Source organism: Arthrobacter livingstonensis, assembly GCF_003219815.1.
In the GTDB taxonomy this organism is placed as follows: domain Bacteria; phylum Actinomycetota; class Actinomycetes; order Actinomycetales; family Micrococcaceae; genus Specibacter; species Specibacter livingstonensis.
In genome coordinates, this window is sequence record NZ_QJVD01000012.1 from 89,279 (window position 1) to 113,772 (window position 24,494).

At 67.7% G+C, this 24,494-nt stretch carries 25 protein-coding genes; 16 read left to right on the top strand and 9 right to left on the bottom strand.

Annotated elements, in window-relative coordinates; all coding sequences use genetic code 11:
- Positions 1 to 58: 58 nt before the first annotated feature.
- From CVV68_RS12470 to CVV68_RS12490, 5 genes are all read left to right on the top strand, one after another.
- Positions 59 to 727 carry a GntR family transcriptional regulator gene (locus tag CVV68_RS12470; RefSeq protein WP_110501333.1) on the top strand — a complete coding sequence of 223 codons (669 nt, stop codon included), beginning with the start codon at positions 59 to 61 and terminating at the stop codon, positions 725 to 727.
- Between the two features lie 426 nt (positions 728 to 1,153).
- Positions 1,154 to 2,338 (top strand): NAD(P)/FAD-dependent oxidoreductase, encoded by a 1,185-nt coding sequence (locus CVV68_RS12475; protein WP_110501334.1) that lies wholly within the window; start codon positions 1,154 to 1,156, stop codon positions 2,336 to 2,338.
- Entirely contained in the window at positions 2,331 to 2,678 is a 348-nt protein-coding gene (locus CVV68_RS12480) for a (2Fe-2S)-binding protein (RefSeq protein WP_110501335.1), read from the top strand. The genes CVV68_RS12475 and CVV68_RS12480 overlap by 8 nt, the downstream gene beginning before the upstream one ends.
- Entirely contained in the window at positions 2,675 to 4,237 is a 1,563-nt protein-coding gene (locus CVV68_RS24610; protein WP_110501336.1) for an FAD/NAD(P)-dependent oxidoreductase, read from the top strand. Before CVV68_RS12480 ends, CVV68_RS24610 begins: the two co-directional genes overlap by 4 nt.
- Positions 4,234 to 5,694 carry an aldehyde dehydrogenase (NADP(+)) gene (locus tag CVV68_RS12490; protein ID WP_110501337.1) on the top strand — a complete coding sequence of 487 codons (1,461 nt, stop codon included), beginning with the start codon at positions 4,234 to 4,236 and terminating at the stop codon, positions 5,692 to 5,694. The genes CVV68_RS24610 and CVV68_RS12490 overlap by 4 nt, the downstream gene beginning before the upstream one ends.
- Positions 5,695 to 5,808: 114 nt before the next feature.
- Here the strand turns inward: CVV68_RS12490 and CVV68_RS23480 are convergent, their stop codons facing one another.
- Positions 5,809 to 5,985, bottom strand: coding sequence for a hypothetical protein (locus tag CVV68_RS23480; protein WP_170133164.1), 177 nt, complete (start codon positions 5,983 to 5,985; stop codon positions 5,809 to 5,811).
- A 9-nt stretch (positions 5,986 to 5,994) separates the two neighbouring features.
- Between CVV68_RS23480 and CVV68_RS12500 the strand changes: the two genes are divergently transcribed.
- On the top strand, positions 5,995 to 6,387 hold the full coding sequence (locus CVV68_RS12500; protein WP_110501339.1) for a universal stress protein: 393 nt from the start codon (positions 5,995 to 5,997) through the stop codon (positions 6,385 to 6,387).
- Between the two features lie 40 nt (positions 6,388 to 6,427).
- Here CVV68_RS12500 and CVV68_RS12505 read toward each other — a convergent pair whose 3' ends face one another.
- The 4 genes from CVV68_RS12505 to CVV68_RS12520 all read right to left on the bottom strand — a co-directional run bounded on the left by CVV68_RS12505 (position 6,428) and on the right by CVV68_RS12520 (position 10,645).
- A complete protein-coding gene (locus CVV68_RS12505; protein WP_110501340.1) occupies positions 6,428 to 7,111 on the bottom strand; it encodes a FadR/GntR family transcriptional regulator in 684 nt (227 codons plus the stop codon).
- A gap of 69 nt (positions 7,112 to 7,180) precedes the next feature.
- Positions 7,181 to 8,314, bottom strand: a complete 1,134-nt coding sequence (locus CVV68_RS12510; RefSeq protein ID WP_110501341.1) for an L-talarate/galactarate dehydratase — start codon at positions 8,312 to 8,314, stop codon at positions 7,181 to 7,183.
- Positions 8,315 to 8,491: 177 nt separating this feature from the next.
- Positions 8,492 to 9,466 (bottom strand): bile acid:sodium symporter family protein, encoded by a 975-nt coding sequence (locus CVV68_RS12515; protein ID WP_110501380.1) that lies wholly within the window; start codon positions 9,464 to 9,466, stop codon positions 8,492 to 8,494.
- Positions 9,467 to 9,538: 72 nt separating this feature from the next.
- Positions 9,539 to 10,645, bottom strand: a complete 1,107-nt coding sequence (locus tag CVV68_RS12520) for a GTP pyrophosphokinase (RefSeq protein ID WP_110501342.1) — start codon at positions 10,643 to 10,645, stop codon at positions 9,539 to 9,541.
- A 92-nt stretch (positions 10,646 to 10,737) separates the two neighbouring features.
- On the opposite strand from CVV68_RS12520, the gene CVV68_RS12525 reads away from it, so the two are divergent.
- The 5 genes from CVV68_RS12525 to CVV68_RS12545 all read left to right on the top strand — a co-directional run bounded on the left by CVV68_RS12525 (position 10,738) and on the right by CVV68_RS12545 (position 15,102).
- Positions 10,738 to 11,694, top strand: a complete 957-nt coding sequence (locus CVV68_RS12525; protein ID WP_110501343.1) for a carbohydrate kinase family protein — start codon at positions 10,738 to 10,740, stop codon at positions 11,692 to 11,694.
- Positions 11,687 to 12,208, top strand: a complete 522-nt coding sequence (locus CVV68_RS12530; protein WP_110501344.1) for a YbhB/YbcL family Raf kinase inhibitor-like protein — start codon at positions 11,687 to 11,689, stop codon at positions 12,206 to 12,208. The genes CVV68_RS12525 and CVV68_RS12530 overlap by 8 nt, the downstream gene beginning before the upstream one ends.
- Positions 12,209 to 12,319: 111 nt before the next feature.
- Positions 12,320 to 13,129: an HAD family hydrolase gene (locus tag CVV68_RS12535; protein ID WP_110501345.1), complete on the top strand. Its 810-nt coding sequence runs from the start codon at positions 12,320 to 12,322 to the stop codon at positions 13,127 to 13,129.
- Between the two features lie 9 nt (positions 13,130 to 13,138).
- Positions 13,139 to 13,942, top strand: a complete 804-nt coding sequence (locus tag CVV68_RS12540) for a glycerophosphodiester phosphodiesterase family protein (RefSeq protein WP_245933509.1) — start codon at positions 13,139 to 13,141, stop codon at positions 13,940 to 13,942.
- A gap of 44 nt (positions 13,943 to 13,986) precedes the next feature.
- Complete coding sequence (locus CVV68_RS12545) at positions 13,987 to 15,102, top strand: glycerate kinase (RefSeq protein WP_110501346.1); 1,116 nt, start codon at positions 13,987 to 13,989, stop codon at positions 15,100 to 15,102.
- An 18-nt stretch (positions 15,103 to 15,120) separates the two neighbouring features.
- Here the strand turns inward: CVV68_RS12545 and CVV68_RS12550 are convergent, their stop codons facing one another.
- Positions 15,121 to 16,425: a uracil-xanthine permease family protein gene (locus CVV68_RS12550; protein WP_110501347.1), complete on the bottom strand. Its 1,305-nt coding sequence runs from the start codon at positions 16,423 to 16,425 to the stop codon at positions 15,121 to 15,123.
- 192 nt (positions 16,426 to 16,617) lie between these two features.
- Between CVV68_RS12550 and CVV68_RS12555 the strand changes: the two genes are divergently transcribed.
- Entirely contained in the window at positions 16,618 to 17,490 is an 873-nt protein-coding gene (locus CVV68_RS12555; protein WP_110501348.1) for a class II glutamine amidotransferase, read from the top strand.
- A gap of 21 nt (positions 17,491 to 17,511) precedes the next feature.
- Here the strand turns inward: CVV68_RS12555 and CVV68_RS12560 are convergent, their stop codons facing one another.
- Positions 17,512 to 17,820, bottom strand: a complete 309-nt coding sequence (locus CVV68_RS12560; protein ID WP_110501349.1) for an ArsR/SmtB family transcription factor — start codon at positions 17,818 to 17,820, stop codon at positions 17,512 to 17,514.
- A 53-nt stretch (positions 17,821 to 17,873) separates the two neighbouring features.
- On the opposite strand from CVV68_RS12560, the gene CVV68_RS12565 reads away from it, so the two are divergent.
- The gene (locus tag CVV68_RS12565) at positions 17,874 to 18,797 is read left to right on the top strand and encodes a cation diffusion facilitator family transporter (protein WP_110501350.1); all 924 of its coding nucleotides are present in this window, start codon (positions 17,874 to 17,876) and stop codon (positions 18,795 to 18,797) included.
- Positions 18,798 to 18,960: 163 nt separating this feature from the next.
- Here CVV68_RS12565 and pgm read toward each other — a convergent pair whose 3' ends face one another.
- The gene (gene pgm / locus CVV68_RS12570) at positions 18,961 to 20,604 is read right to left on the bottom strand and encodes a phosphoglucomutase (alpha-D-glucose-1,6-bisphosphate-dependent) (protein ID WP_110501382.1); all 1,644 of its coding nucleotides are present in this window, start codon (positions 20,602 to 20,604) and stop codon (positions 18,961 to 18,963) included.
- 215 nt (positions 20,605 to 20,819) lie between these two features.
- Between pgm and CVV68_RS12575 the strand changes: the two genes are divergently transcribed.
- Entirely contained in the window at positions 20,820 to 21,356 is a 537-nt protein-coding gene (locus tag CVV68_RS12575) for a DUF4190 domain-containing protein (RefSeq protein WP_146238881.1), read from the top strand.
- A 109-nt stretch (positions 21,357 to 21,465) separates the two neighbouring features.
- Here CVV68_RS12575 and CVV68_RS12580 read toward each other — a convergent pair whose 3' ends face one another.
- Positions 21,466 to 22,863, bottom strand: coding sequence for a peptide MFS transporter (locus CVV68_RS12580; protein WP_211320825.1), 1,398 nt, complete (start codon positions 22,861 to 22,863; stop codon positions 21,466 to 21,468).
- A 295-nt stretch (positions 22,864 to 23,158) separates the two neighbouring features.
- Here CVV68_RS12580 and CVV68_RS12585 point away from each other — a divergent pair, with 295 nt between their 5' ends.
- Both CVV68_RS12585 and pheA read left to right on the top strand, forming a co-directional pair.
- On the top strand, positions 23,159 to 23,485 hold the full coding sequence (locus CVV68_RS12585) for a rhodanese-like domain-containing protein (protein WP_110501353.1): 327 nt from the start codon (positions 23,159 to 23,161) through the stop codon (positions 23,483 to 23,485).
- 28 nt (positions 23,486 to 23,513) lie between these two features.
- Entirely contained in the window at positions 23,514 to 24,455 is a 942-nt protein-coding gene (gene pheA, locus CVV68_RS12590; RefSeq protein WP_110501354.1) for a prephenate dehydratase, read from the top strand.
- Positions 24,456 to 24,494 lie beyond the last annotated feature (39 nt).

Below are 24,494 nucleotides of genomic sequence, written 5' to 3' on the forward strand. Positions count from 1 at the left end.
ATATTGTAGTGGGCCGATCGATCCACTGTCGCTGCTTTAGCTGGGGATTGGAGGGGCCATGAGCTCCCTGGAACGCTCTCACCTGACCACGGTCATCAAGAATGTCAGCCTGCGTGAAACCGTGACCCAGGCACTGCGCGCGGCCGTCATCTCCGGCGAGATGAAGCCCGGCGAGGTGTACTCCGCACCCACCCTGGGCAAGCGCTTTGGTGTCTCGCCCACGCCCGTGCGGGAGGCCATGCTGGACCTGGTCAAAGAGGGCCTGGTGGTCTCCCTGCCCAACAAGGGCTTCCGTGTCACTGAGGTTTCCGACGCCGACCTCGACGAGATCACCGCGCTGCGCCTCTTGATTGAACCGCCGACGGTCGCAGCCGTGACGGCGTTGATTGATGAGGACGGACTGGAGCGGCTGCGCTCAATGGCCGCCGACATCGTGGACTTCGCTGGGGAAGGGGACCTGATCGCCTACACGGAGGCCGACCGCGCTTTTCACATCGCCATCCTTGAATACAGCGGCAACAGGCGCCTCGTGTCGCTGATCTCCAAACTTCGCGCGCACACACGGCTGCTGGGACTGGCGCCGCTGGCCGCCAGTGGAAAGCTGCGGGAGATGGCCCTGGAGCATACGGAGCTGGTGGAGCTGATGGCCGCCGGCAAGGCCGCCGAGGCGCAGGAGCTGATGACCCGCCACATTGGCCATGTCCGCGGCGAATGGGCCAGGCACTGACGCGACCGCCGGTCGAGGCGGTCGGGACCCGGCGTCGGCCAGGCATTTTTCCGTCCTGCGTACATTTCCCATTCCAGTCCTACGCATAAGCCCGCCGCTATTCCGGCATGCGCACAACTCCGGCTGAGTTGTGCGCATGGTCGACTCTGCGCACAACCGGCGCTGAGTTCCGCGCATAGCCGAAGTGGGTTTCTTCATGCGCAGCGCACCAGCGGGGAATTGCGCATGGCGGAAGTGCTGATTTTTTATGCGCAGCGCGGGTCTCTGAACCCTGCGCAGCTTGGACACCTGCGCAATGCCAGGGACCAGGGCAGCGCATAACGGAAGTGTGCGAGTACGCAGATCCGGCGGCTCAGGTATCGACGGGCTCTTGACCACCGAACTGCGGAGCTGTTCCGCAGTTGTGACATGTGACATACTACAGCCATGGAGCTTCCCCGAACCGTTGACGTTGTGGTCATCGGCGCCGGTGCCGTGGGTGCCGCGTGCGCGTACTTTGCCGCCCGTGCCGGGTTCAGGGTGGCCGTCGTGGACCGCGGATCCATTGCCGGAGGCACGTCCAGCGCCTGCGAGGGCAACATTCTGGTCTCGGACAAGGAGGCCGGTCCCGAACTCGGGCTGGCCCAGTACTCACAGTCGCTCTGGCGCGGTGAGCTGGCCGAATTCGGGCATCTGTGGGAGTTCGAGTCCAAGGGCGGCCTGGTGGTTTCCGCCAAGCCCGCCACCCAGGCCAAGCTCGCACGCCTGGCGGGACGGCAGCGGGAGGCGGGGATTGACGTCGAACTGGTGGACGGACCGGAACTGGTCGGGCTGGAACCCCATTTGAACCCGAACATGGCGGGCGGAGCGTACTATCCGCAGGACGCGCAGGTGCAGCCCATGCTGGCCGCCGCGCACCTGCTCCGGCTGGCCCGCGGCATGCGCGCCACCGTCCACCCGGACACGCAGGTCACCGGCTTCACCCGCACGGGCGGCAAGGTCACCGGCGTCGTGACCGGCCGGGGCACCATCAGCACGGATGCGGTAGTCAACGCCGCCGGCACCTGGGGTGGGGCCGTTGCAGAGCTGGCCGGGGCCAAGGTGCCCGTACTTCCGCGGAAGGGCTACGTCATGGTGACCGAGCCCCTCCCGGCCATGGTCCGGCACAAGGTGTACGCAGCCGAATACGTGGACAATGTGGCCAGTTCCGACGCCGGGCTGCAGACCTCGCCCGTGGTGGAGGGTACAAATGGCGGCACCATCCTGATCGGCTCCAGCCGCGAACGTGTGGGGTTCGACAAGTCCTTCAACCCCCGCGTCCTGGCGGAAATGGCCGTCAAGGCCATCGCGCTGTTCCCGTTCCTGGCCGACGTCAAGGCTCTGCGCAGCTACTCCGGATTCCGCCCCTACTGCCCGGACCACCTGCCCGTCATCGGCCCCGACCGGCGGACGCCCGGGCTCTGGCACGCCTGCGGGCACGAAGGCGCCGGGATCGGCCTCTCCGTCGGCACCGGTGCGCTCATCGCCGCATCCCTGGGCGGCGGCGAACCCGCGCTGGACCTGGCGCCCTTTGCACCGGAACGCTTCAACGGCCAGGCCCCGGGCCATACGACGGAGGCCGCACATGCCTGAGCTTCAGCTTTTCCTGGATGGCGAACCCCTGGCCGCCCGCCCCGGCCAAACGGTGGGGGCCGCCCTCACCGAGGCCGGTGTCACCTCGTGGCGCACCACCCTGCGCGGCGGGCGCCCGCGCGGCCTGTTCTGCGGCATCGGCGTCTGCTTTGACTGCCTGTTAATGGTCGACGGCGTGCCCAACCAGCGCGCCTGCCTCACCCCCGCGCGCGACGGCATGGAGCTGGAAACCGGTACCTCGACGCAGACGCGTCCTGACAAGGCAGATACGGATGACACTGCCCCGGGCGGAGTCGTTTCGGGCAGCGTTGCGGCCATGGACGGCGGGGCCGAGGTATGAGCCGCGGGGCTGCACTTTTTGACGTGGCCGTGGTGGGTGCAGGGCCGGCCGGGCTCGCAGCAGCCGTCCACGCCGCCGACACCGGCCTGTCAGTGGTGCTGGTGGACGCCGGTGCGCAGCCGGGAGGGCAGTTCTGGCGGCACCCGGATGAGAAGGCGGGACTCGATGAAGGGACGGACAACCACCCTGTTGAGGCCGCCGGGCACCACGACTGGAAGCGCTTCGCGGACCTCCGTTCCCGGCTGTACGCTCACGAAGCCGCCGGCCAGGTGGCGTATTGGCGCAATACCCAGGTGTGGCTCATCGAGCCGGACGCGGTCACGGCGCTGGGCCTGACACCCACCCTGGACGTTCCGGCCAGCGCGCCGGACGGCCTGCCCGCCACGGTCCGCGCCCGACACGCCATCCTGTGTCCCGGCGGCTATGACCGCCAGTTGCCCGTCCCCGGCTGGGACCTGCCCGGCGTCATGGCCGCCGGCGGTGCCCAAGCGCTCCTGAAGGGCAACAGGACGGCGGGCGGAAGTATCGCCGTCGTCGGCGGGACGGGACCGTTCCTGCTTCCGGTGGCCACGGGCCTGGCCGCTGCGGGCGTGAAAGTGGCAGCAATTTGCGAGGCCAACAGCCCCTCCGGCTGGCTGCGAAACCTCCGGGGGGCGGTGCGGGCGCCGGAAAAGGCGTTGGAGGGCGCCGAATATGCCGCCGCGCTGGCCAGGCATCGGATCCCGTACCGGATCCGCACCGCCGTCACCGAAATCCACGGCTCCGCCCGTGTGGAGGCAGTGACCATTTCCAAACTGTCAGCGGACGGCTCCGTGCTGCCCGGGTCCGGCAGGCGCGTTGCCTGCGACGTCGTGGCGCTGGGCTGGGGCTTCACGGCGCAGCTCGAGCTGGTGCTTGCAGCGGGCGCCGAGACCTGCGTGGATGTGGACGGCTCGCTGGTGGCCGTCGTGGACGGACGGCTGAAAACGTCGGTGCCCGGCGTCAGCGTGGCCGGCGAGGCCACAGGCGTCGGTGGCGCCTCGATGGCTGTAGTGGAGGGTGAGCTGGCAGCCCTGTGCGTCGCGGCGGAATCGGGCGCGGCGTCGGCGGGTGCCGCCGGCATGGGCGTCCGCATTGCCCGGCTGCAGCGTGAACGGGCCAGGCTGCGCTCCTTTGCCGTGGCCATGCACCGCGCCAACCCGGTCCCGGGACGGTGGCACGGCTGGCTGACGCCGGAAACGGTGGTGTGCCGCTGCGAGGAAGTCAGCTACGGGGAGCTGTGCAGTGCCCACGCCGAGCTCGGCGCCGGGGATGCCCGCAGCCTGAAGTCGTTCGCCCGGCCGGGCATGGGCTGGTGCCAGGGCCGCGTGTGCGGCTATGCCACGGCCTCCATCGCGGCGGAACTTGCCGGCCGCCCCTTTGAAGGCCCGGCTGCGGCCGCGGACCTGCGCTCCATGGCGAAACGTACGCTGGCGGCCCCAGTGTCATTGGGCCAGCTGGCTGCCCTGGTTTTTGACGGGCCGGACCTTGAAACTCCAGACTTTGCACCTCCTGCTACTGACAAAGGACACGAACCATGAGCGCCGCCGACACCACACCAGATGAACTTAAAGCCATTCTCGCTGCAGCCGCAACCGCCGCCACCGAGTGGGCGCTGCGGTCCGCTGCCGAGCGCGCGGCTGCCCTCACCGCAGTGGCCGACGCCCTCGACGCAGCCGCCACGAAACTGGTCCCGATCGCGCAGGAGGAAACGTTTCTGGCGGCCGGCAGGCTGACCGGGGAACTGAAGCGGACCACCTTCCAGCTGCGCCTTTTTGCCGAACTGCTTACCGACGGCGGCTACCTCGACGCGCGCATCGACCACGCCGACGACGCCTGGCCCATGGGCGCCCGGCCCGATATTCGACGGGTGCTGGAACCGCTGGGCCCGGTGCTGGTCTTTGCCGCCAGCAACTTCCCCTTTGCATTCAGCGTCATGGGCGGTGACAGCTGTTCCGCGCTCGCCGCCGGCTGTTCAGTGGTGCTCAAGGCGCACCCGGGGCACCCAAGGCTGTCGGCCGCCGTCGGACGCATTGCGGCGGACGCACTCCGCGCCGCCGGCGCGCCGGAAGGTCTTCTGCAGCTCATCTACGGGACCGAGACCGGGCGTGACGCCCTGCTGGACCCGCGCATCAAGGCCGGGGCGTTCACGGGGTCCATCGCGGGCGGGCGGGCGTTGTTTGACCTGGCCACTTCCCGGCCCGAGCCCATCCCGTTCTACGGCGAACTGGGCAGCGTGAACCCCGTGTTTGTCACCGAGGCTGCCGCCGCCGGCCGGGGCGCGGAGATTGTGGCGGAATTTGTGGCGTCGTACACCCTGGGCGCCGGCCAGTTCTGCACGAAACCGGGCATCCTGCTGGTGCCGGCCGACTCCGGGATGGTGGAGGAATTGTCCTCCGCGGCCCGCCCGGAAGCGGCCCGGCTGCTCAACGACCGGATCCATTCCGGCTACCTGGCGTCGCTGTCCGGGCTGTTGGAGCACGACGCCGTCGACTCGCTCGGTGCAACGGAGGGCGCCTTTGACGCCCCGCCGGCCCCGGCGCTGACGACGACCACCGCGTCCGCCCTGCTGGCCGATCCGGAAGGGCTGATCACCGAGTGCTTTGGGCCGTCCGCCCTGGTGGCCACGTACCGGACCGACGATGAGCTGCTGGCCGTGGCCCGGGTCCTCAACGGCCAGCTCACCGCCACCATCCAGGGCGAGGAGTCCGACGCCGTGGCCCCCGAGCTGGTGCGGCTGCTGGCGAAGAAGGCCGGCCGGGTGCTGTGGAACCAGTGGCCCACCGGCGTTTCGGTGACGTACGCGCAGCAGCACGGCGGCCCGTATCCGGCGACCACCGCGCCGACGTCAACGTCCGTTGGCACGGCCGGCATCACCCGGTTCCTGCGGCCGGTGGCCTATCAGGGCCTGCCCGCGCACCTGCTGCCCGCTGCCGTCCGCGACGACAATCCGCTTGGCGTACCGCAAAGGGTCAATGGGAAGCTCGCCGGGCAGTGACTGCGCCCGCCATCCACGGCGTGCACCCATGCGCCCATGCACAGGATGATTAAATGGACTTTTGAGGCCGATATATCAGGATCAATTGTCCCAATCGTCATCTTGGACCTGGAACTACCCCAGGAGCACGGCGTTGACGGCGATGACCGGCAGCGACAGGAGCGAGGACAGGAAAATGACGTCCCGCACCGCGCCGGAGGGCGTGTGGAACCGGCTGGAAAACAGGTACACGTTCCGCGCCGTGGGCGGCGCGGCCATGACCACGGTTCCGAAAAGATCAGTCCCGCCCACGCCGAACACATGAGTGTACTCGTTGGATACGTCCTAGCTCCCGTCGGCGAGGCTGCCCTGGCCGCCGGTTTTGCCGGGGCCCAGCTCCGCGGCGAGGAACTGGTGGTGGTCAATTCCGTTCGGGAAGGGGCCTTGGTCGACAAGGGCACGGCCTCGCCGGAAGACCTGGCACGCATCACCTCCCAGGCAAGGGAGTCCGGGGTACGGCAGACACTGTTGGACTCCACGTACCGGGACGACCTTGCCGGGGAGGTCGTGGACCCCGCCGAGCAGCACGATGTCAGCGTGATTGTTCTGGGCCTGCGCCAGCGCAGCCAGGTGGGCAAGTTCATCATGGGCTCCCACGCCCAACGCATCCTGCTCCAGGCGGACCGGCCCGTCCTGGCCGCGGGGAGCCGCTAACAAATGCCGCTTCGTCGGCCAAAACGCCTCCGGCAGCGGGCTACTGGCCCGACTCGACGTCCAGGCGCCGGCGGGAGTTGACTAGGTGCGTGCGCATTGCGGCGGCTGCGGCGACAGGGTCTCCGGCCTCGATGGCGGCCAGGACGGCCTCGTGCTCCGCGGCGACGGCACCCAGGCCGTGGGCGCCGCCGGCGTCCAGCCGGTGCCGGGGCATGGAAATCATCGCGGGGCCAAGGCCCGCCAGCGTGTCGGTGAAAAAGGGGTTGCCGCTGGCGCCTGCCACGGCCTGATGAAAGTCAAAGTCGCGGGCCATGGCATCGGCGGGACTGGCGTCCGCCTCGGCAAAGGAGGCCAGTGCTTCGCGGAGGGCGGCAAGGTGGTGGGGGTGGTGCGCGGTGGCCGCGAGGGCGGCCGCCTCGGATTCCAGGCCGGCCCGGAACGCCAGCAAATGGCGCCGGTCTTCGAGTGTGCGCACGGGACGGGACTGGATCGGGGCATCCATTCCGCTGGGTGGAGTCAGCGCAAAACTGCCGCTGCCCTTGCGTGTGTGCACCAGCCCTTCAGCTTGCAGCCGCATGATTGCTTCCCGCACCACGGTGCGGCTCACCGAGTGCTCGGCGATCAGGGCGTTCTCGCTGGGCAGCTTCTGGCCCGCAGCGATCCGCCCTTCCACAATGTCGCTGCGCAGCTGGTCGACGAGGCTGCTGGTCAGGTTCCGGCTCATGGCTCCATGATTTCATGCGCGGGGCCGGCTCGAAGCGCCGTTGGCGTCCGGGCGGCTCCGCAACGGTCGTTACCGGCGGCCGAACTCGACGGTGCCCGTGGTCCAGGCGCGGGCCTGGTCGCTGAGCGTGATTCCCAAGCCGAGCCGCTCCGGGACCAGCATGCGGCCGTCGCTGGTCTCCAGCTGCTCGTTGAACAGCGGGTCCAGCCAGTCGAAGTGCTCCACCCACGGTTCGCGCGGATAGGCGGCAGCCAGGTGCAAGTGGATTTCCATGGCGAAGTGGGGCGCCAGGTCCAGGCCGGCCTGGTCCGCCAGGGTTGCCAGCCGCAGGAATGAGGTGATGCCGCCAATGCGCGGGGCATCGGGTTGGATGATGTCGCACGCACGGGTGGCGATCAGGCGTTCGTGTTCGCCCACGGAGGCAAGCATCTCGCCCGTGGCGATTGGCGTATCCAGGGCGGCGGCCAACGCGGCGTGGCCTTCGGCGTCGTAGGCGTCCAGGGGTTCCTCGATCCAGGTCAGGTCGAACTCCTCCAGCTTCCGGCCCATGCGCAGCGCGGTGGGCCGGTCCCACTGCTGGTTGGCGTCCACCATGAGTGGCACGTCGGGGCCGATGTGCTCCCGCACGGCGGCGACGCGGCGCAGGTCCTGCGCAGAGTCCGGCAGCCCCACCTTGATCTTGATGCCGCCAATGCCCTCGGCGATGGACCGGGCTGCCCGTTCCTTGACCTCCTCAATGGAGGCATTCAGGAAGCCGCCGGAGGTGTTGTAGGTGCGCACGGAATCGCGGTGGGACCCCAGGAACTTGGCCAGTGGGAGGCCGGCACGCTTGGCCTTGAGGTCGTAAAGTGCAATGTCCAGGACGGCGAGGGCCTGCGTGGCGACGCCGGAGCGTCCCACAGATGCGCCGGCCCACAGCAGCTTGTTGTACAGCTTGGCGATGTCGTTGGGGTCTTCGCCGATCATGATTTCGGCAACTTCGCTGGCATGCGCATACTGGGCCGGCCCCCCGGCGCGCTTGGAATAGCTGAAACCGATGCCTTCGTGACCTTCTTCCGTGGTGATCTCGGCGAAGAGGAAGACCACCTCGGTCATTGGCTTCTGCCGACCGGTAAAGACCTTTGCATCCGAGATGGGAGTGGCCAACGGCAGGGTGATGGTGGAGACCTTGACATGGCGGATGGCGTCGGGGGAGTAGGTCACGGGAGCGTCCTTGGGGATCGGAGGAATGCTCCCATAATATAAGTTCTCAACTTATATAACAAGTACGTTTTTCGCGACAATGATGACAACTCGCGAGGACGACGCCCAGAAGATGCGCCGCCACCGCGGGTTGCCCCCGACCTCGGCGAAGGCGCTTCTGCGGCATTGCTCCGTGTACTACTTGGCGGCCAGCGGCTTGCGGGCCAGCCAGGCGGCCACCACGGCGCCGGAGATGTTGTGCCACACCGAGAATACCGCGGACGGCAGGGCGGCCAGCGGCGAGAAGTGGGCCGTGGCCAGGGTGGCGGCCAGGCCCGAGTTCTGCATGCCGACCTCGAAGGCCAGGGCGCGGCGTGCCCGGGCGTCCAGGCGGCCGGCCTTTCCGGCCAGGTAGCCCAGGCCAAGCCCGAAGCCGTTGTGCAGGACCACTGCCAGGAACACGATGCCGCCGGCGGCGACGATCTTGGACGCGGAACCGGCCACCACGATCGCCACGATCAGGGAGATGACCACGGCCGAAATCCAGGGCAGTGCCGGCAGCACACGGTCCACGAGGCGGTTGAGGAACAGCCGGGCCAGGAGGCCCACGATGACAGGCACCAGCACGGTCTTGAGGATGTCGAGCATCATGGCTCCGGCGTCGACGTTCAGGAAGGAGCCGGCGAGGAAAAGGGTGAGGGCCGGCATCACGATGGGTGCGACCAGCGTGGAGACGGTGGCTACGGCAACGGAAAGGGCGACGTCGCCCTTGGCCAGGTACGCCATGACGTTCGACGACGTCCCGCTGGGTGCGCAGCCGACCAGGATGACGCCGGCCGCCAGTTCCGGGCTCAGGTGCAGGCCCATCGCAATGAGCCAGCCGGCGCCGGGCATGATGACGTAATGCGCGGCCAGTCCCAGGGCGACGGCCCACGGCCGCCTGGCGACGGCGGCAAAGTCGGGCAGGGTCAGCGTCAGGCCCATGCAGAACATGATGATGCCGAGCAGGTATGGCACGGACGGGGCCAGCGGCTTGAATGAACCGGGGAGCAGGAAGCCGAGGACGCCGGCGACAATCACCAACAGCGGGAAGACGGTGACGGCAATCCGCGCCGCGCGGTCCGCCGTGGCGGGCGTGGCGGAATCCGGGGCAATTTTAGTTGACTGGGGCACCTGTTTATTTTGTACCCGGGCTCTCACCTTGAACAAATAATCTCATTATTTGGACAAATTATTTGGACGGGCCTAGAACCCCAAGGCCTTGCGGTACCTCTGCATCTGCTGGTGGCGGCGCTGCAGGCTGTCGCGGCGCGGGGTCTGCCCGGCGGCGGCATCCTCGGCGGTCAGGTCGATGTGCCGCTGCCCAAACTGCCACAGCAGCAGGTCGTCCAGCAGACGGTCCGGTCCGGGGGAGTAACGGTGGTCCAGCGCCTTGCGGACGTTGGAAATGATTTCCGGCTGCAGGAGTGCGGCCAGGTCAATGGTTTGGGCCAACCCGTGCGCGGCGACCAGCTCGGCAGCCCAGCCCCAGTCGTCGTCGGCCTTGCGGTCAACGTGCGGCAGCAGCGTCTGCCAGACGGTCTTGATCCGGTTCGGCGTCAGCGAAACCTTGCCCTCGCCGTCGGCATCCCAAAAGCTGGTGACGGTCTCATAGCGTTCGTGCAGCTCGGAAAAGGCGGATTCCACGGTTTCGAGCATGGCCGCCGTCGCGGTGAACTGGCGGTCAAAGTAGGGGCTCCAGGCGCGCGGGTCCTGGGCCTTGAAGCGGATATCGTGCTCAATCTCGCTCCAGGCGTGGGCAAAAACAGTGCGGATCTGACACTCGAAAAAGTAGCTTCCATTGGGCTTGCCATCCGGATCCAGCACCTCCTGGTAGGCGCGCACCACGTCATTTTGGATGCTGCGCAGGATCAGGTGCCGGCTGGAATAGCCGTAGGTGCCGGACTCAATGGAGCCGATGTCCTTTTCCCGGTCCCCCCGGCAGTCGAAGATGCTCCGGCGCCGCTTGATCAGGTTCGCCACGTTCGCGTTTTCGCCCGGCAGCGTGGTGATGACGCGCACCCCCACCATGTCCGTGAGGTTGCGCAGGGGCTCTGGGAACAGCAGCGCCGGTGCGGCGTCTGGTTCCGGCACCACCATCCGCGAGGCCTTTTCCCGGAACGACTCCACCGTCTTGGTGCGGCTGGTGACGAACAACGGCAGGTCGTCCGCGTCCTCCATGACCTCGCGCACCAGTGCCTCCATCTCGGCCGTCACCAGCAACAGCACCGGCCGGGCACGCTCAAAGGCGGCAATGGAAGCATTTACGGAAGGGCGGAGAGATTCGTCGAGGCGGTCCCAGTTGCTGCTCATGTCATTGAGCCTATGCGCCGCGGCCCGGGAAGGTCGAGCGCGCCGCCCAACAATTGGCCAGTGTTTTCCCGCCAGCCCGTAGGCTGGGTGGCATGCTGACGGTAATTGGTGAAGCCCTGATCGACGAAGTGGTGCGCGCCGGGCAGGCGCCCGTGCCGCACGTGGGCGGCAGCCCCCTGAACGTGGCTGTCGGCCTCGCCCGCCTGGGCCACCCCGTGCAGTTCCTGGGCCGCTTTGGCAGGGACGCGTACGGCGACATGGTGGCTGCGCACCTGGCGGGCAACGCCGTCCTGGTGCCGGTGGCCCCGGACGGGCTCCCCACCTCCATTGCCCGCGCCGTGCTTAGCCCTGGCGGTGCCGCCGCGTATGAATTCGCGCTGGACTGGGAGCTTCCCGCCGTTGCCCGCCAGCCCGACGGCGCCCCGAACTTTATGCTGGCCGCCACCACGCTCCTGCACACCGGTTCCATCGCCACGATGCTGGCCCCGGGTGCCGGCCAGGTGTTCAGTGCCGTGGTTGCCGCACACCCCTCCGCCACCATTTCCTACGACCCGAATTGCCGCCCCAGCATCATCAAGGACGTCAACCACGCTAGGGAGCAGGCCGAAAAGTTTGTCCGGCTCTCCGACGTGGTGAAGGCCTCCGACGAGGACCTGGCGTGGCTTTACCCCGGCACTGACCCGAAGGAATCAGCCCGCCGGTGGCTGGCCATGGGCGGCACGGAAGGTCCCGCCGTCGTGATCGTCACCCAAGGCGGGGATGGTCCCTGGGCTGTATGCGCCGCCGGCGAGGCCGCCTGTGAGGTGCCGCCCACCGAGGTGGTGGACACCGTGGGCGCCGGGGATTCCTTCATGGCCGCCCTGCTGGCCGCGCTGGTGGACCGCGAACTGGACGGCGCCCAACGGCGCGACACCCTGCGCGCCATCACCCGCGAGCAGCTGGAGGAGCTGATCCGCTATGCCGCCCGCGCCGCCGCCATCACGGTGTCCCGCGCCGGCGCCAACCCGCCCACCCGTGCCGAACTGCAGAAAGGCCAGCACCATGTATGACTACGACCCCTATTCATTCCTTGCCCCGGTCCCCGATTTCGCGCTGACGAGCACCTCGCTTGACGACGGCGGCACCCTGTCCGCAAATCAGGTCAATCCCGGCGGCCACCCGGACGGGAAGGACCTCTCCCCGCAGCTCTCCTGGTCCGGCTTCCCCGAGGGCACGCGGGGCTTCGCCGTCACCATGTTCGACCCGGATGCCCCCACCGCCAGCGGCTTCTGGCACTGGGCCGTGGCCAACATCCCCGCGTCCGTGACCTCCCTGGAGGAGGGTGGGTCCCGCGGCCTGCCCGCCGGGGCGCTGAGCCTGAAGAACGACGGCGGCCACCCCGGCTACATGGGCGCCGCACCTCCCGCCGGGCACGGGACGCACCGCTACATGGTGGTGGTCCACGCCGTCGACGTGCCCACCCTGGACGTAGACGCGAATGCCACCCCGGCAGTGCTGGGCTTCAATCTGGCCTTCCACACCCTGGCGCGGGCCCGGATCACGGGAATTTTCGAAGTGGCGTGACCCGTTGTGCGCGCCGTTCGCCCCGTCGGTCGCGCATGACAGTGTTCTGCGCGGCATTCGCTCCGACCGAGGCGCATAACACTGCAGCGGTGAAGTTGGATAGCCTTGGGTATGCGTTTAATTGCCAGTGACATTGACGGGACCATCCTCGGCCACGACGGAAGCATCAGTGTCCGCACCATTGCCGCGTTCCGGGATGCCGCCGACGCCGGAATCGACATCGTGTTTGTGACCGGCCGCCCGCCGCGCTGGCTGGACCCCATCCGGGAACAGATCGGGCACACGGGAACCGTGATCTGCTCCAACGGCGCCGTCACGTACAGCCTGGAAAGCGAGTCGGTCACGGCGTCGCACCTGCTGCCCTGGGAAACTGTCGAGCAGGTCCGGCACATCATCGCCGGGCTCACCCCGGAACCGTACTTTGCGCTGGAAAGCCTGGACGGACTCCATGTGGAGCCCGGCTTCTTCGCGCAAAGCCGCCCGGCCAGCCTATTGGACGTTGTCCCCGCCGCGCTGTCGCCGGGCATGGCCGACGGCGGCATCATCAAGATGCTCTCCGTGCTGCACACCGGAAGCGCCGACGAATTCCTGGGCCTGGTCCGTCCCAGCCTGGGCAGGCTGATCTCCGTGACCCACTCGGCGCCCGAACTTGCACTGCTGGAAATGGGCCCGCTGGGTGTCAACAAGGCTGTCACGCTCGCCGAATATGCCGCAGCCAAGGGCATCGACGCTGCGGACGTGGTGGCGTTTGGCGACATGCCCAATGACATTGAGATGCTCGGCTGGGCCGGCGCAGGCTACGCGATGGCCAGCGGCCACCCGGACGCGCTCGCCGCCGCAGCGCTGCTGGCCCCGCGTTTTGAGGACGACGGCGTGGCCCGGGTTATCGAGGAACGCCTGGCCGCCCTTCACCGGGCGTAGGCGCCGGACGTGAATCCGCTAAAGGCCGTCAAGCCCTACCTTGACTCACCCGTCCCGCTGGCCATCGCCCACCGCGGATTCTCCCTGGACGGGCTGGAGAACACGCTCCCGGCGTTCCGGGCGGCCGTTGAGCTGGGCTGTCAATATCTTGAAACCGACATCAACACCACCGCCGACGGCGTCACGCTGGTCTTTCACGACGCAACCCTGGACAGGATCACCGACCGGGACGGGACGATCGCCGAGCTGCCGTATGCCGTCGTCGGGAAGGCCCTCATCGGCGGACGGGAGCACATCGCCACCTTGCGTGAATTCTTTATGGCGCTACCCGCGGCGCGGTTCAACATTGACGTCAAGGATGCCGGATCGGTGGCGCCCCTGGCCCAACTTATTGAGGAAATGGGCCTCCATGAGCGGGTCTGCGTGGCCTCGTTTTCGGACCGGCGGCGGCGCGAGGTGGTGTCACGGTTGAGCAGGCCCGTCGCCAGTTCGGCCGGCCAAAAGCTGCTCGTGGCCTATTTCGTGCTGGAACGGTGGATGCCGGCACCCGTGCTGCGCGCCTTGATGCGCAACGTTGACGTGCTGCAAATTCCAGTCCGGCACAACAAGGTGGAGCTGGTGACACGCCGGTCCGTGGCCAGGGCGCACCGCCTGGGCCTGAAGATGCACGTCTGGACCATCAACGACCCGGGGGAGATGAACCGTCTTCTGGACCTGGGCGTGGACGGCATCATGACGGACCGGGCCGACCTGCTGGCCGGCATCATGCGGGAACGCGGCTGCTGGCCCGGCGGCCCGGGGACCGCAGCTTAAGTGCGGGCACCGTAACATGCGCCCCGGACTGGCAGGATGGGAGCATGCGAATTTTGATTGCACCTGACAAGTTCAAGGGCACCCTGACCGGCGTCGAAGCGGCCGCCGCCATGAGCGAAGGCGCTCTCCGTGTCTACCCCGACGCCGTGGTGACAACGCTGCCCGTGGCCGACGGCGGCGAGGGCACCCTGGAGGCCGCCGTCGCGGCCGGCTTCGAGGAGCACATGAACGCCGTGGTGGGGCCCATCATCAAGCCCGTGGGCGCGGCTTGGGCCATCCACCAGGACACGCATGTGGCCGTCATTGAAACCGCCCAGGCCAGCGGCTACCTGCTCTCCGAACCGACGGTGGAGAATGCCCTGCGCGCGCATTCCTACGGTTCCGGGCAGCTGATCGCCGCCGCCCTAGAGGCCGGCGCCACCGAAATCATCATCGGGCTCGGCGGCTCCGCCATGACCGACGCCGGCTCGGGCGCCCTGCGCGCACTGGGCCTGAAGCTGCTCGACGCCCACGGCAACCTGGTGCCCCTTGGCGGTGGGTCCCTCCTGGACGTGGCCACCATCAACGCCTCCGGGCTGGACCCGCGCCTGGCCGGCACCAAAATCCGCATGGCCGTCGACGTGGACAACCCCTTGTACGGCTACAACGGCGCCGCCCACGTCTTCGGCCCGCAAAAGGGCGCGGACGCGGACGCCGTGGAGAAGCTCGACGCCGGGCTGCGCCACCTGGCTTCGCTGGTCCGGGCCGCGACCGGCGTCGACATCGACGTCCCCGGCGCGGGCGCCGCCGGGGGCTTCCCATCCCTGTTCACGGCCTACGCCAACGCGACGATTGAGCGCGGATTTGACCTGGTTGCGGAGATGGTCGGCCTCGATGCGGCCCTGAACGGCGCGGACCTGGTCATCACCGGGGAGGGCTCCATGGATGAACAGTCACTGTCCGGAAAGGCGCCCATCGGCGTGGCCGACGCCGCCCACGCCAGGGGACTGCCCGTCGTCGTGGTTGCCGGACGGATCACCGTCACGGCGCAGGAACTTGCCGCACACGGCGTGGTCGCTGCCGTCAGCGCCACGGACGTCGCGGGATCACCCGAAGCCGCCCTGGCCGAGGCGGCAATGCACACCGCCAGGGCCACCTCGGAGGCGCTCAACGGCATCTAGGTCCTCCGTTGACGCGGCCTAATGCGCGGCGGCTTCCTTTTCGGGTTCCAGGGGGTCGCCGGCCGTGCCGCGCCACTTCGCCAGCGCGTGCATGCCGTGGTAGACCACCAGGGCGGCGGCCGTACCGAGCGCGATGCCCGCAAACTGCAGGTTCCCCGCCACCCAGGTGTAGTCGGCCACGCCCACAATGAGTGCGACGGCGGCGGTGGTCAGGTTGATGGTGTTGGAGAAGTCCACCTTGTTTTGCACCCAGATGCGCACGCCCAGCACACCGATCATGCCGTACAGCAGCGTGGCCGCCCCGCCCAGCACGCCCACCGGCACCGTGGCGATCAAGGCGCCGAACTTGGGGAAGAAGCTCAGCAGCAGCGCGGTGGTCGCGGCAACGTAGTAGGCTGCCGTGGAATACACCTTGGTGGCCGCCATGACGCCAATGTTCTCCGCATACGTGGTGGTGCCGGAGCCCCCGCCGAGGCCGGCCAGGGTGGTGGCGACGCCATCGGCGATGATGGCGCGGCCGGCGTACGGGTCCAGGTCCTCCCCGGTCATCAGTGCCACCGACTTCACATGGCCAATGTTCTCCGCCACCAGCACCAGCACCACGGGCACAAACAGGCCAATCACCGCCACGTGGAAGGTGGGCGCCTGGAACGGCGGCAGGCCGATCCAGCCGGCGTCGTGGATCTTGGAGAAGTCCACCTCGCTGCGCATGATGGCCACCAGGTAGCCCACCACCACGCCCACCAGGATGGATAGCCGGCCCAGGATGCCGCGGAACAGCACGCTGACCAGGATGATCACGAGCAGGGTGACGAAGGCCGTGACGGGTGCCTTGAGGAAGTTGTCCTTGGCGGACGGGGCGAGGTTCAGCCCGATCAACGCCACGATGGTGCCGGTGACGGGTGCAGGCATGAGTCGGTTGATCCAGGTGGCGCCGAACTTTTGCACCAATAGTCCGATCAGGGCCAGCACGACGCCGGCCATCACCACCCCGCCCAGCGCGCCTCCCACACCGAACTCCTTTTGTGACGCCATGATGGGGGCGATGAACGCGAAGCTGGAGCCCAGGTAGCTGGGCACCTTGCCGCGCGTGAGGAGCAGGAAGAAGAAGGTGCCAACGCCGGAGAAGAACAGCGTGGTGGCCGGCGGCATGCCCGTGAGGATGGGCACCAGGAACGTGGCACCGAACATCGCCACCACGTGCTGAAGGCCGATGCCGATGGTGAGCGGCCAGATCAGCCGCTCACTGGGGGCCACCACCTGGCCGGGCTTGACGGTCTTGCCGTCTCCATGGATGCTCCATTTGGTGCCCAACAAACTCATTGCGTGCCTCTCCATGCGCTGTCCCAACTGTGTGCGGCTACGGACAAGAATATCGGGTGGCCGGTCATTCCGTGCGCCAGCGCCACTTTGCGAAGGCCAAGGGCCGGCGGCACGGATAGGATCACAGCATGCCGTTGGCCGGCATTTTCCCCGCGCGTCATCGACTTCTCCTGAGCGTGAAAGGTTCACCCTATGTGTCGACTCTTTGGACTGCATGCCGGCGCGGAGCCGGTCCAGGCCACGTTTTGGCTGCTCAAGGCCCCGGACAGCCTTTCCGAGCAGAGCCGGCGGGAACCTGACGGCACGGGCATCGGTGTTTTCAGTGCCGGAGGAGTGCCGGAAATTTCCAAGCAGGCGATCGCGGCCTTTGTGGACGAGGAATTCGCCACGGCGGCCCGGGAGCTCAAAAGCACGACATTCGTGGCCCACGTCCGGTACGCCACCACGGGCGCCCATACGACGGCCAACACCCACCCCTTTGAGCAGGATGGAAGGATTTGCGCCCACAACGGTGCTTTTGGGGAGTTGGACAGGCTCGACGCGCGCCTCGCTGATCTCGGCGGCACTGAACTGGTGCTGGGCCAGACGGACAGCGAACGGATGTTTGCCCTGATCACGCTGGAGACCCGGCGCCACGGCGGCGATCTGTCGGCGGGCATCTCCACGGCCCTGACGTGGATTGCGGAGAACCTGCCGGTCTACAGCCTCAACCTGGTCATCACGACGGCCACCGGGCTGTGGGCGCTGCGGTACCCGGAGACGCACGAACTCCACGTCCTCGAGCGGGCACCCGGCGGGCATCGGAACGGCCAGCCGCTGAAGGTTGACAGCAGTCGAATCCACGGGCGCAGCCAAGTCTTGGCGGGGAAGCGCGCGGTCGTCGTCGCCACCGAACCGATGGACAGCGACCCGGGATGGCGGATGCTGGAACCGGGCGAGTTGCTCCATGTGGACGCCGGCCTCACCCTCCACAGCAGCCGGCCGCTGCCGCCAAGTCCTGCCCGCCGGCTGTTGTTGACGGAACCGGTGCCGCCCGCCGCCCCAACCTTCGGTGCGGCAGGCTAGCTCGATAGGTTCCCAGGGCGGCTACGCGGCGTCGTGCCCGGGGGCCACCATGAGTGCCAGGCCCAGCAAATCGTTCAGGGCGTGTGACAGCGCGGGGTGCGACAGCTCGTATTTTGTCCGCCGGCCCTCGGTGATGGTGACCACCAGGCCACAGTCGCGCAGGCAGGAGAGGTGGTTGGACATGCTCTGGCGCGATACTTCCAGCTTGTCAGCCAATGCCGCCGGGTAGTTTGGCGCATGGGCCAGCTCCATGAGGATTTGCGCCCGGGTGGGGTCCGAGATGGCGTAGCCGAACCTTGCCAGGACGGCGGCGTTGCTAATGGACTTCATTCTCAATATGGTACACCTTTTGATGAATTCATCATTCGATGTACTGTTGAGGCATGTCAGGACACAGCCACTCCCACGCCGGCGCGCCCGGGGAAAGCCATCAGGGCCGCATTGCCGCTGCCCTGTGTGTGACGCTGGCCGTGTTTGTCTTCCAGGTCATAGGCTCCCTTCTGACAGGATCGCTGGCCCTGCTCTTTGACTCCGCCCATGTGTTGACCGATGCCGGCGGGCTGGCCATGGCATTGCTGGCCGCGCGCCTGATGGCCCGGCCGTCCACCAACCGGCGCACGTGGGGGTTTGCCCGTGCCGAGGTGTTGGCGGCGACGGCGCAGGCCGCCATCCTCCTTGCGGTCGGCCTGGTGGTGCTGGTGGAAGGCGTGCAACGGCTGTTCCACCCGGCCGACATCGCATCGCAGGAAATGATCGTGTTTGGCGCGATCGGCCTGGCGGGCAACGTGATCTCGCTCTTCGTGCTGATGGGCGGGCGCAGCAGGAACTTCAACATGCGCGCGGCCTTCCTGGAGGTGCTCAACGACGCCCTGGGGTCGGTGGCCGTCATCGTCGCCGCCATCGTCATTTCCACCACCGGCTGGATGCAGGCCGACGCCGTGGTGGCCATGCTCATTGGTGTGCTGATCCTGCCGCGCACCGTGAAGCTGCTCCTGGAAACCATTGGCGTCCTGCTCGAATCGACCCCCGCCGGTCTGGACCTGGCCAAGGTGCGCGAGCACATCCTGGGCCTGGACCACGTTCGCGAGGTCCACGATCTCCACGCCAGCCAGATTGCTACCGGCCTGCCCGTTCTGTCCGCGCACGTGGTGGTGGATGAGGAGTGCTTCCACGACGGCCACGCGGCCACCATGCTCGACGCGCTTCAGCACTGCGTTGCCGGCCATTTTGACGTCAGCATCGAGCACTCCACGTTCCAGCTGGAGCCCGTGGGCCACGCCCAGCATGAGCCCGGCGCCCATCACTAGCGCCGCAGCCTGGAGCTTCCGTCGGGGGCCCTGGCGCTCTCGCGAGGTGGGGGCTGGTGCCCGCGCGCGCCGCACACGACTTCGTTGGAGCGGACGCTGCGGCGCCCACCACGCCGCCAGCCCCCACCATCGCTGCGCGCCGGCAGGGTCCCCAGCGCCAATGCTAGGAGATGACGCCGTCCACGAGCGCCTTCGCCTCGGCCTGGACCTTCGCCAGGTGCTCCGGGCCCTTGAAGGACTCCGCGTAGATCTTGTACACGTCCTCGGTGCCGGAGGGGCGCGCGGCGAACCAGGCATTCTCCGTGACCACCTTCAGCCCGCCGATGGCCGCGCCGTTCCCCGGGGCCGCCGTCAGCTTGGCCGTGATGTCCTCACCGGCCAGCGTGGTGGCGGTGACGTCGGCGGCGGACAGCTTGCCCAGCGCCGCCTTTTGCTCCCGGGTGGCCGGCGCGTCAATGCGTGCGTACGACGGCGCGCCGAAGCGGGCGGTCAGCTCACCATAGTGCTCGGAGGGCGACTTGCCGGTGACGGCGGTGATCTCCGAGGCGAGCAGCGCCAACAGGAGGCCGTCCTTGTCCGTGGTCCACACGGAACCGTCCTTCTTCACGAAGGAGGCCCCGGCAGATTCCTCGCCGCCAAACACACCCTCGCCGGAAAGCAGGCCGGGCACAAACCACTTGAAGCCAACGGGCACCTCCACGAGCTGGCGGCCAAGGTCGGCGGCCACGCGGTCAATGATGGAGGAGGAGACAAGCGTCTTGCCAACGCCGGCCGTGGCGGGCCAGAGCGGGCGGTGCGTGTAAAGGTACTGGATGGCCACGGCAAGGTAGTGGTTCGGGTTCATGAGCCCGGCGTCCGGGGTGACGATGCCGTGGCGGTCCGCGTCGGCGTCGTTCCCGGTGGCAATGTCGTAGGGCGCGCCCGCCTCGAGCTTGGTGATCAGGGAGGCCATGGCGAACGGTGACGAGCAGTCCATTCGGATCTTTTCATCCCAGTCGAGCGTCATGAAGGCCCACTGCGGGTCCACGGTGGGGTTCACCACTGTCAGGTCCAGGTGGTGGCGCTCGCCGATCTCGCCCCAGTAGTCCACCGAAGCCCCACCCATGGGGTCGGCGCCGATCCGCACGCCGGCGCTGCGGATCGCGTCCAGGTCCAGGACGGAGGGGAGGTCATCCACGTAGCCGGAGAGGAAATCGAACTTGCCGGTGGATTCGGCCACCAGCGCGTCGGCCAGCGGCACGCGCCGTACGCCGCGGAGGCCCTCCTCGAGCAGCTCGTTGGCGCGGTTGGCGATCCAGCCTGTCGCATCGGAGTCGGCCGGGCCGCCGTGCGGGGGGTTGTACTTGAAGCCGCCGTCGCCGGGCGGATTGTGGGACGGGGTGACCACGATGCCGTCCGCCACGGCCTCAGCGCGTCCCTTGTTGTAGCTGAGAATGGCGTGGGAAACCGCGGGTGTGGGCGTGAAACCGTGGCGGGCGTCGATGAGCACCTGCACCCCGTTGCCGGCGAGCACCTCCAGTGCCGTGTTCTGGGCCGGCTCACTGAGCGCATGGGTGTCCTTGCCCATGAACAAGGGGCCGGTGATGCCCTGACCCGCCCGGTATTCCACAATGGCCTGGGTGATCGCGGCGATGTGGCCCTCGTTGAAGGAGGCCTTCAGCGACGAGCCCCGGTGCCCGGACGTGCCAAAGGCCACCCGCTGTCCCGGGTCGCCCAGATCGGGGGCAATGTCATAGTAGGCGTCCAACAACGCCGTGAGGTCTACAAGGTCCTGGGGTAGGGCAACTGTGCCCGCGCGGCTAGCCATGTCCCCAGCATGCCAGAGCGGGCCGGGTTTGCGCATCAGTTTGCCACACTGTGGACGCAGCCGGGCGATTGTGGCGACTGCCGAGGCAACTGCCGAAACCGCCAAATACGGGCGCAAACACGGGCGTGGGCCAATGCTGGTCTACGATGGAAGCCAAGTTTCCATCAGTTAATTCGCCTCCCTTTGTGGAGGCCCGCAGCCAGCAGGAGCCAGCCGTGTCGAACCAGCCGGACCAGCCGCAGCCAAATTCCGACCCGCCGCCGGGCTACACTCCGCCGGGCTACATGGCCCAGCCCGTCCCGCCTCCGCCCTACGGCCAAGCCCCCTACGCTGCGTCCGAGCAGCAGCACCAGCCCTATGGCCAGAACCCCTACGGGGCGCCGGCCGGCGGCCAGTTTGCCCAGCCGCAGTACGGCGCACCCACGTACTACCAGGGCGGTCCGGGCTACGTTGATTCCACCAGCGGACCCCGCGGCCTGAGCCTGGCCAGCATGATCATTGGCCTGGCGTCCCTGCTCGTCGCCGGCTGGTTTATCATTCCGCAAATTGTCGGCATAGTCCTGGGCCACGTCGGCCTGTCCAAGGAAAGCCCGCAGGGACGGCCGTTTTCCATCACCGGCCTGATCACCAACTACCTGGCTCTGCTGATTTACCTGGGCATCTACGCGTTCTTCATTTACCTTGCAGCCTCGTTGGGCGACTATTCCAGCAGCACCGGCGACACGTGGTCGTCGCTGGAGTCTGCCCTCTAAGCCGGCCCGCGAGGCGCCCGCACCAGGGGCAGGTTTCTCAGCGCCAAGCGGCACCCGCCCCAGCGCCGCAGCGCAGGCTCAGGTGCCGCCGTCGTACGTTAAGAACCGCCTAAATGACCCCGGCCATCAGCTTCTGGATGGGCTTGCGCGCCAGCAAAAGCAGCACGCCAAAGCCGATCGAGACCAGGCCGATCACCAGGAAGTACGGGGACTCGTTGGCGGGGTCGTACCACTGGGCCAGCACGCCCGACATGGCCGTGCCGAGTGAGACGGACAGGAAGAACAGCGCCACCATCTGCGTCTGGAACGCCGCCGGCGCCAGCTTCGTGGCCAGCGACAGGCCCACGGGGGAGAGCATGAGCTCGGCCACCGTGAACAGCAGCAGGATGAACACGATGGCCAGCATTGGCACGGCCGCCATGCCCGCGAATGGGATGAACGCCAGGTAGGCTGAGCCCATGACGACCAACGCCACGGAGAACTTCACCGGCGTGCCCGGCTGGCGGGCGCCCCACTTGGTCCAGAGCGCGGCAAACACGCCGGCCAGGACAATGATGAACACCGGGTTGATGGACGTCACCCAGCTCGGCGGCATTTCCCAGCCAAACACCGTGCGGTCCAGGCGCTTGTCCGCGTACAGCGCCACCACGGTGAACTGCTGCTGGAACAGCGACCAGAACACCGCGCTCGCCACGAACAGCGGCATGAACGAATACACGCGGCTGCGCTCGGTGCCGGTCAGCGTCCTGTTCGCCAAAATCACGGCAAAGTAGGCGATGGAAGCCAGGACGACCACCGTCACGATCACCCACTTGAGGTTCTCGGCGGTGATCAGCTTCAGCGCCACGGCGGCAATGATGAGCACGACGGCGGCCCCGGCCAGTGCGCCGACCTTGCCACGGTTTTTGGCCGGGAGCGGGTTGGGGACCAGGTGCGCCGATTCCGGCAGGTTCTTGCGGGTCAGCCCGTACTGGACCAGGCCCAGGGCCATGCCGACGGCCGCGGCGGCGAAACCGATGTGGAAGCCCCACGTGACCTGCAGCCAGCCGGTGACGAGCGGGCCGATGAGCCCGCCGATGTTGATGCCCATGTAGAAGATGGAGAATCCGGCGTCACGGCGTTTGTCGTCCCGGGCGTAGAGGGTTCCCACGAGCGAGGTGGCATTGGCCTTCAGCCCGCCGGAGCCAACGCCGATCAGGATCAGTCCCGTAGCCAGGCCGGCCGCGCCCGGGAGCAGTGCCAGGGACAGGTGGCCCGCCATGATCATGACCGCGCTGTAAAACAGCACGCGCTCCGAGCCCATCAGGCGGTCGGCCACCCAGGCGCCGAGGATGGTGGACAGGTACACGCCGCCACCGTAGGCGCCAACGATTCCCAGGGCCGTACCCTCGTCAATGCCGAGCCCGCCCTTCGTGACGGAATAGTACATGTAGTAGGCGAGGATGCCCTGCATGCCGTAGAAGGAAAACCGTTCCCACAGCTCGACGCTGAAGAGGTTGAGCAGCATGCGGGGCTGGCCAAAGAACGATGTATCGCGGTGGTCGAGGGTTGCCTGCGCGTCATGCGACGGGCTTTTGTATGAGCTCACCGGACCAATTTTTGCATTTATGACATGTCACGTCACATTGGGCCGGTTCCGCCGGGCGCTACCGCGCAGCGCCCTCCCGCCACCCGCTACGCTCGCATCCGGTTCCGCCGGGCGCTACCCCGCAGCGCCCTCCCGCCACCCGCTACGCTCGCATCGGGTCCCTCGGGCGCTACGCTTATTGAAATTGACCAAGCCATTTTCAGGAGTAAAGCCCATGTCAGACACCATGAACGTCACGGTTGCGGAACTGTCCGGTGACGCCGTGATTTTGGATGTCCGTGAAGACTACGAATGGGAAGCCGGCCACATTGACGGCGCCCGCCACATCCCCCTTGAACAGCTTCCGGCGAGCCTGGACGGCCTTGACCCGGACGTGGACCTCAACGTCATCTGCCGCACCGGCGGACGGTCCTTCCGTGCCGCCACCTGGCTGACCGAAAACGGTTACAGCGCGTTCAATGTGGTGGGCGGCATGGGAGCCTGGTTCGAGGCCGGCAGGCCCATGACCAGCGAAAACGGCGAAACCCCCCGCGTCCTCTAACTTCCACCCCCTACCGGACAGGCCCTCCATGAACACCGCGACAGGCACCTCCACGCTGCCCTACACCTTTCTGGGGCCGGAGGGGACGTTCACCGAGACGGCACTGCTCCTGGTTCCCGGTGCCGCCGCGGCGGAGAGGATTCCGTCCACGAACGCGGCGGACGCCCTGGCCAAGGTGCGCTCCGGCGCGGCGCGTGCTGCCATGCTGCCCATTGAAAACTCCATTGAGGGCGGCGTGCCGGCCACGCTCGACGCCATCTCCAACGGCGTGGAGCTGCGGATCCTGCACGAGGTGGTGGTGCCCGTCAGTTTTGTCCTGGTGGCCCCCGCGGGCGTGTCCCTGGCGGACATCACGCACGTGGGAACGCATCCCCACGCCTGGGCGCAGACACGGAACTGGTTCCAGGCACACCTGCCCAACGCGGCCCATGTGCCGGCGAACTCCACGGCGGCCGCGGCCCATGAACTCCTCGGTGCCGGCCACGCCTTCCAAGCGGCCGTGTGCGCGCCGCTCGTGGCCGAGCAGACGGGCCTGTCCATCCTGGCCGCCGGCATTGAGGACAACATTGGCGCGGTGACCCGCTTTGTCCTGATCGGGCAGCCGGGGGAGCTGCCCGAGCCCACGGGTGCCGACAAGACCACCCTGGCGATTCCGCTCCCCGAGGACCGGCCCGGCGCGCTGATGGACATCCTGGAGCAGTTTGCCGGCCGCGGCGTGAACCTGAACCGCATTGAGTCCCGGCCCACCGGGCAGTTCCTGGGCCACTACATCTTCAGCGTGGACGTGGACGGCCACATCCGCGACGCCCGGGTTGCCGACGCCCTGCGCGGCCTGCACCGGGTCAGCCCCCAGATGCGCTTTTTGGGTTCCTACCCGCGGGCGGACCATCAGCCGCCGCTCATCCGGGCACACAATGCGGACGGCGCCTTTGACGACGCCGCCGCATGGGTGGAATCGCTGCTGGGCTGAAACGGTGTGGCATCTTCCCGCCCGGGCCCGGCAAGCCTA

Excerpts from the sequence above, each read along its gene's own strand:
- CVV68_RS12470 (WP_110501333.1), top strand. The coding sequence starts at position 59 with ATGAGCTCCCTGGAACGCTCTCACCTGACCACGGTCATCAAGAATGTC.
- CVV68_RS12475 (WP_110501334.1), top strand. The coding sequence starts at position 1,154 with ATGGAGCTTCCCCGAACCGTTGACGTTGTGGTCATCGGCGCCGGTGCC.
- CVV68_RS12480 (WP_110501335.1), top strand. The coding sequence starts at position 2,331 with ATGCCTGAGCTTCAGCTTTTCCTGGATGGCGAACCCCTGGCCGCCCGC.
- CVV68_RS24610 (WP_110501336.1), top strand. The coding sequence starts at position 2,675 with ATGAGCCGCGGGGCTGCACTTTTTGACGTGGCCGTGGTGGGTGCAGGG.
- CVV68_RS12490 (WP_110501337.1), top strand. The coding sequence starts at position 4,234 with ATGAGCGCCGCCGACACCACACCAGATGAACTTAAAGCCATTCTCGCT.
- CVV68_RS12500 (WP_110501339.1), top strand. The coding sequence starts at position 5,995 with ATGAGTGTACTCGTTGGATACGTCCTAGCTCCCGTCGGCGAGGCTGCC.
- CVV68_RS12505 (WP_110501340.1), bottom strand. The coding sequence starts at position 7,111 with ATGAGCCGGAACCTGACCAGCAGCCTCGTCGACCAGCTGCGCAGCGAC.
- CVV68_RS12520 (WP_110501342.1), bottom strand. The coding sequence starts at position 10,645 with ATGAGCAGCAACTGGGACCGCCTCGACGAATCTCTCCGCCCTTCCGTA.
- CVV68_RS12525 (WP_110501343.1), top strand. The coding sequence starts at position 10,738 with ATGCTGACGGTAATTGGTGAAGCCCTGATCGACGAAGTGGTGCGCGCC.
- CVV68_RS12530 (WP_110501344.1), top strand. The coding sequence starts at position 11,687 with ATGTATGACTACGACCCCTATTCATTCCTTGCCCCGGTCCCCGATTTC.
- CVV68_RS12535 (WP_110501345.1), top strand. The coding sequence starts at position 12,320 with ATGCGTTTAATTGCCAGTGACATTGACGGGACCATCCTCGGCCACGAC.
- CVV68_RS12545 (WP_110501346.1), top strand. The coding sequence starts at position 13,987 with ATGCGAATTTTGATTGCACCTGACAAGTTCAAGGGCACCCTGACCGGC.
- CVV68_RS12550 (WP_110501347.1), bottom strand. The coding sequence starts at position 16,425 with ATGAGTTTGTTGGGCACCAAATGGAGCATCCATGGAGACGGCAAGACC.
- CVV68_RS12555 (WP_110501348.1), top strand. The coding sequence starts at position 16,618 with ATGTGTCGACTCTTTGGACTGCATGCCGGCGCGGAGCCGGTCCAGGCC.
- CVV68_RS12560 (WP_110501349.1), bottom strand. The coding sequence starts at position 17,820 with ATGAAGTCCATTAGCAACGCCGCCGTCCTGGCAAGGTTCGGCTACGCC.
- CVV68_RS12565 (WP_110501350.1), top strand. The coding sequence starts at position 17,874 with ATGTCAGGACACAGCCACTCCCACGCCGGCGCGCCCGGGGAAAGCCAT.
- pgm (WP_110501382.1), bottom strand. The coding sequence starts at position 20,604 with ATGGCTAGCCGCGCGGGCACAGTTGCCCTACCCCAGGACCTTGTAGAC.
- CVV68_RS12580 (WP_211320825.1), bottom strand. The coding sequence starts at position 22,863 with ATGCTGCTCAACCTCTTCAGCGTCGAGCTGTGGGAACGGTTTTCCTTC.
- CVV68_RS12585 (WP_110501353.1), top strand. The coding sequence starts at position 23,159 with ATGTCAGACACCATGAACGTCACGGTTGCGGAACTGTCCGGTGACGCC.
- pheA (WP_110501354.1), top strand. The coding sequence starts at position 23,514 with ATGAACACCGCGACAGGCACCTCCACGCTGCCCTACACCTTTCTGGGG.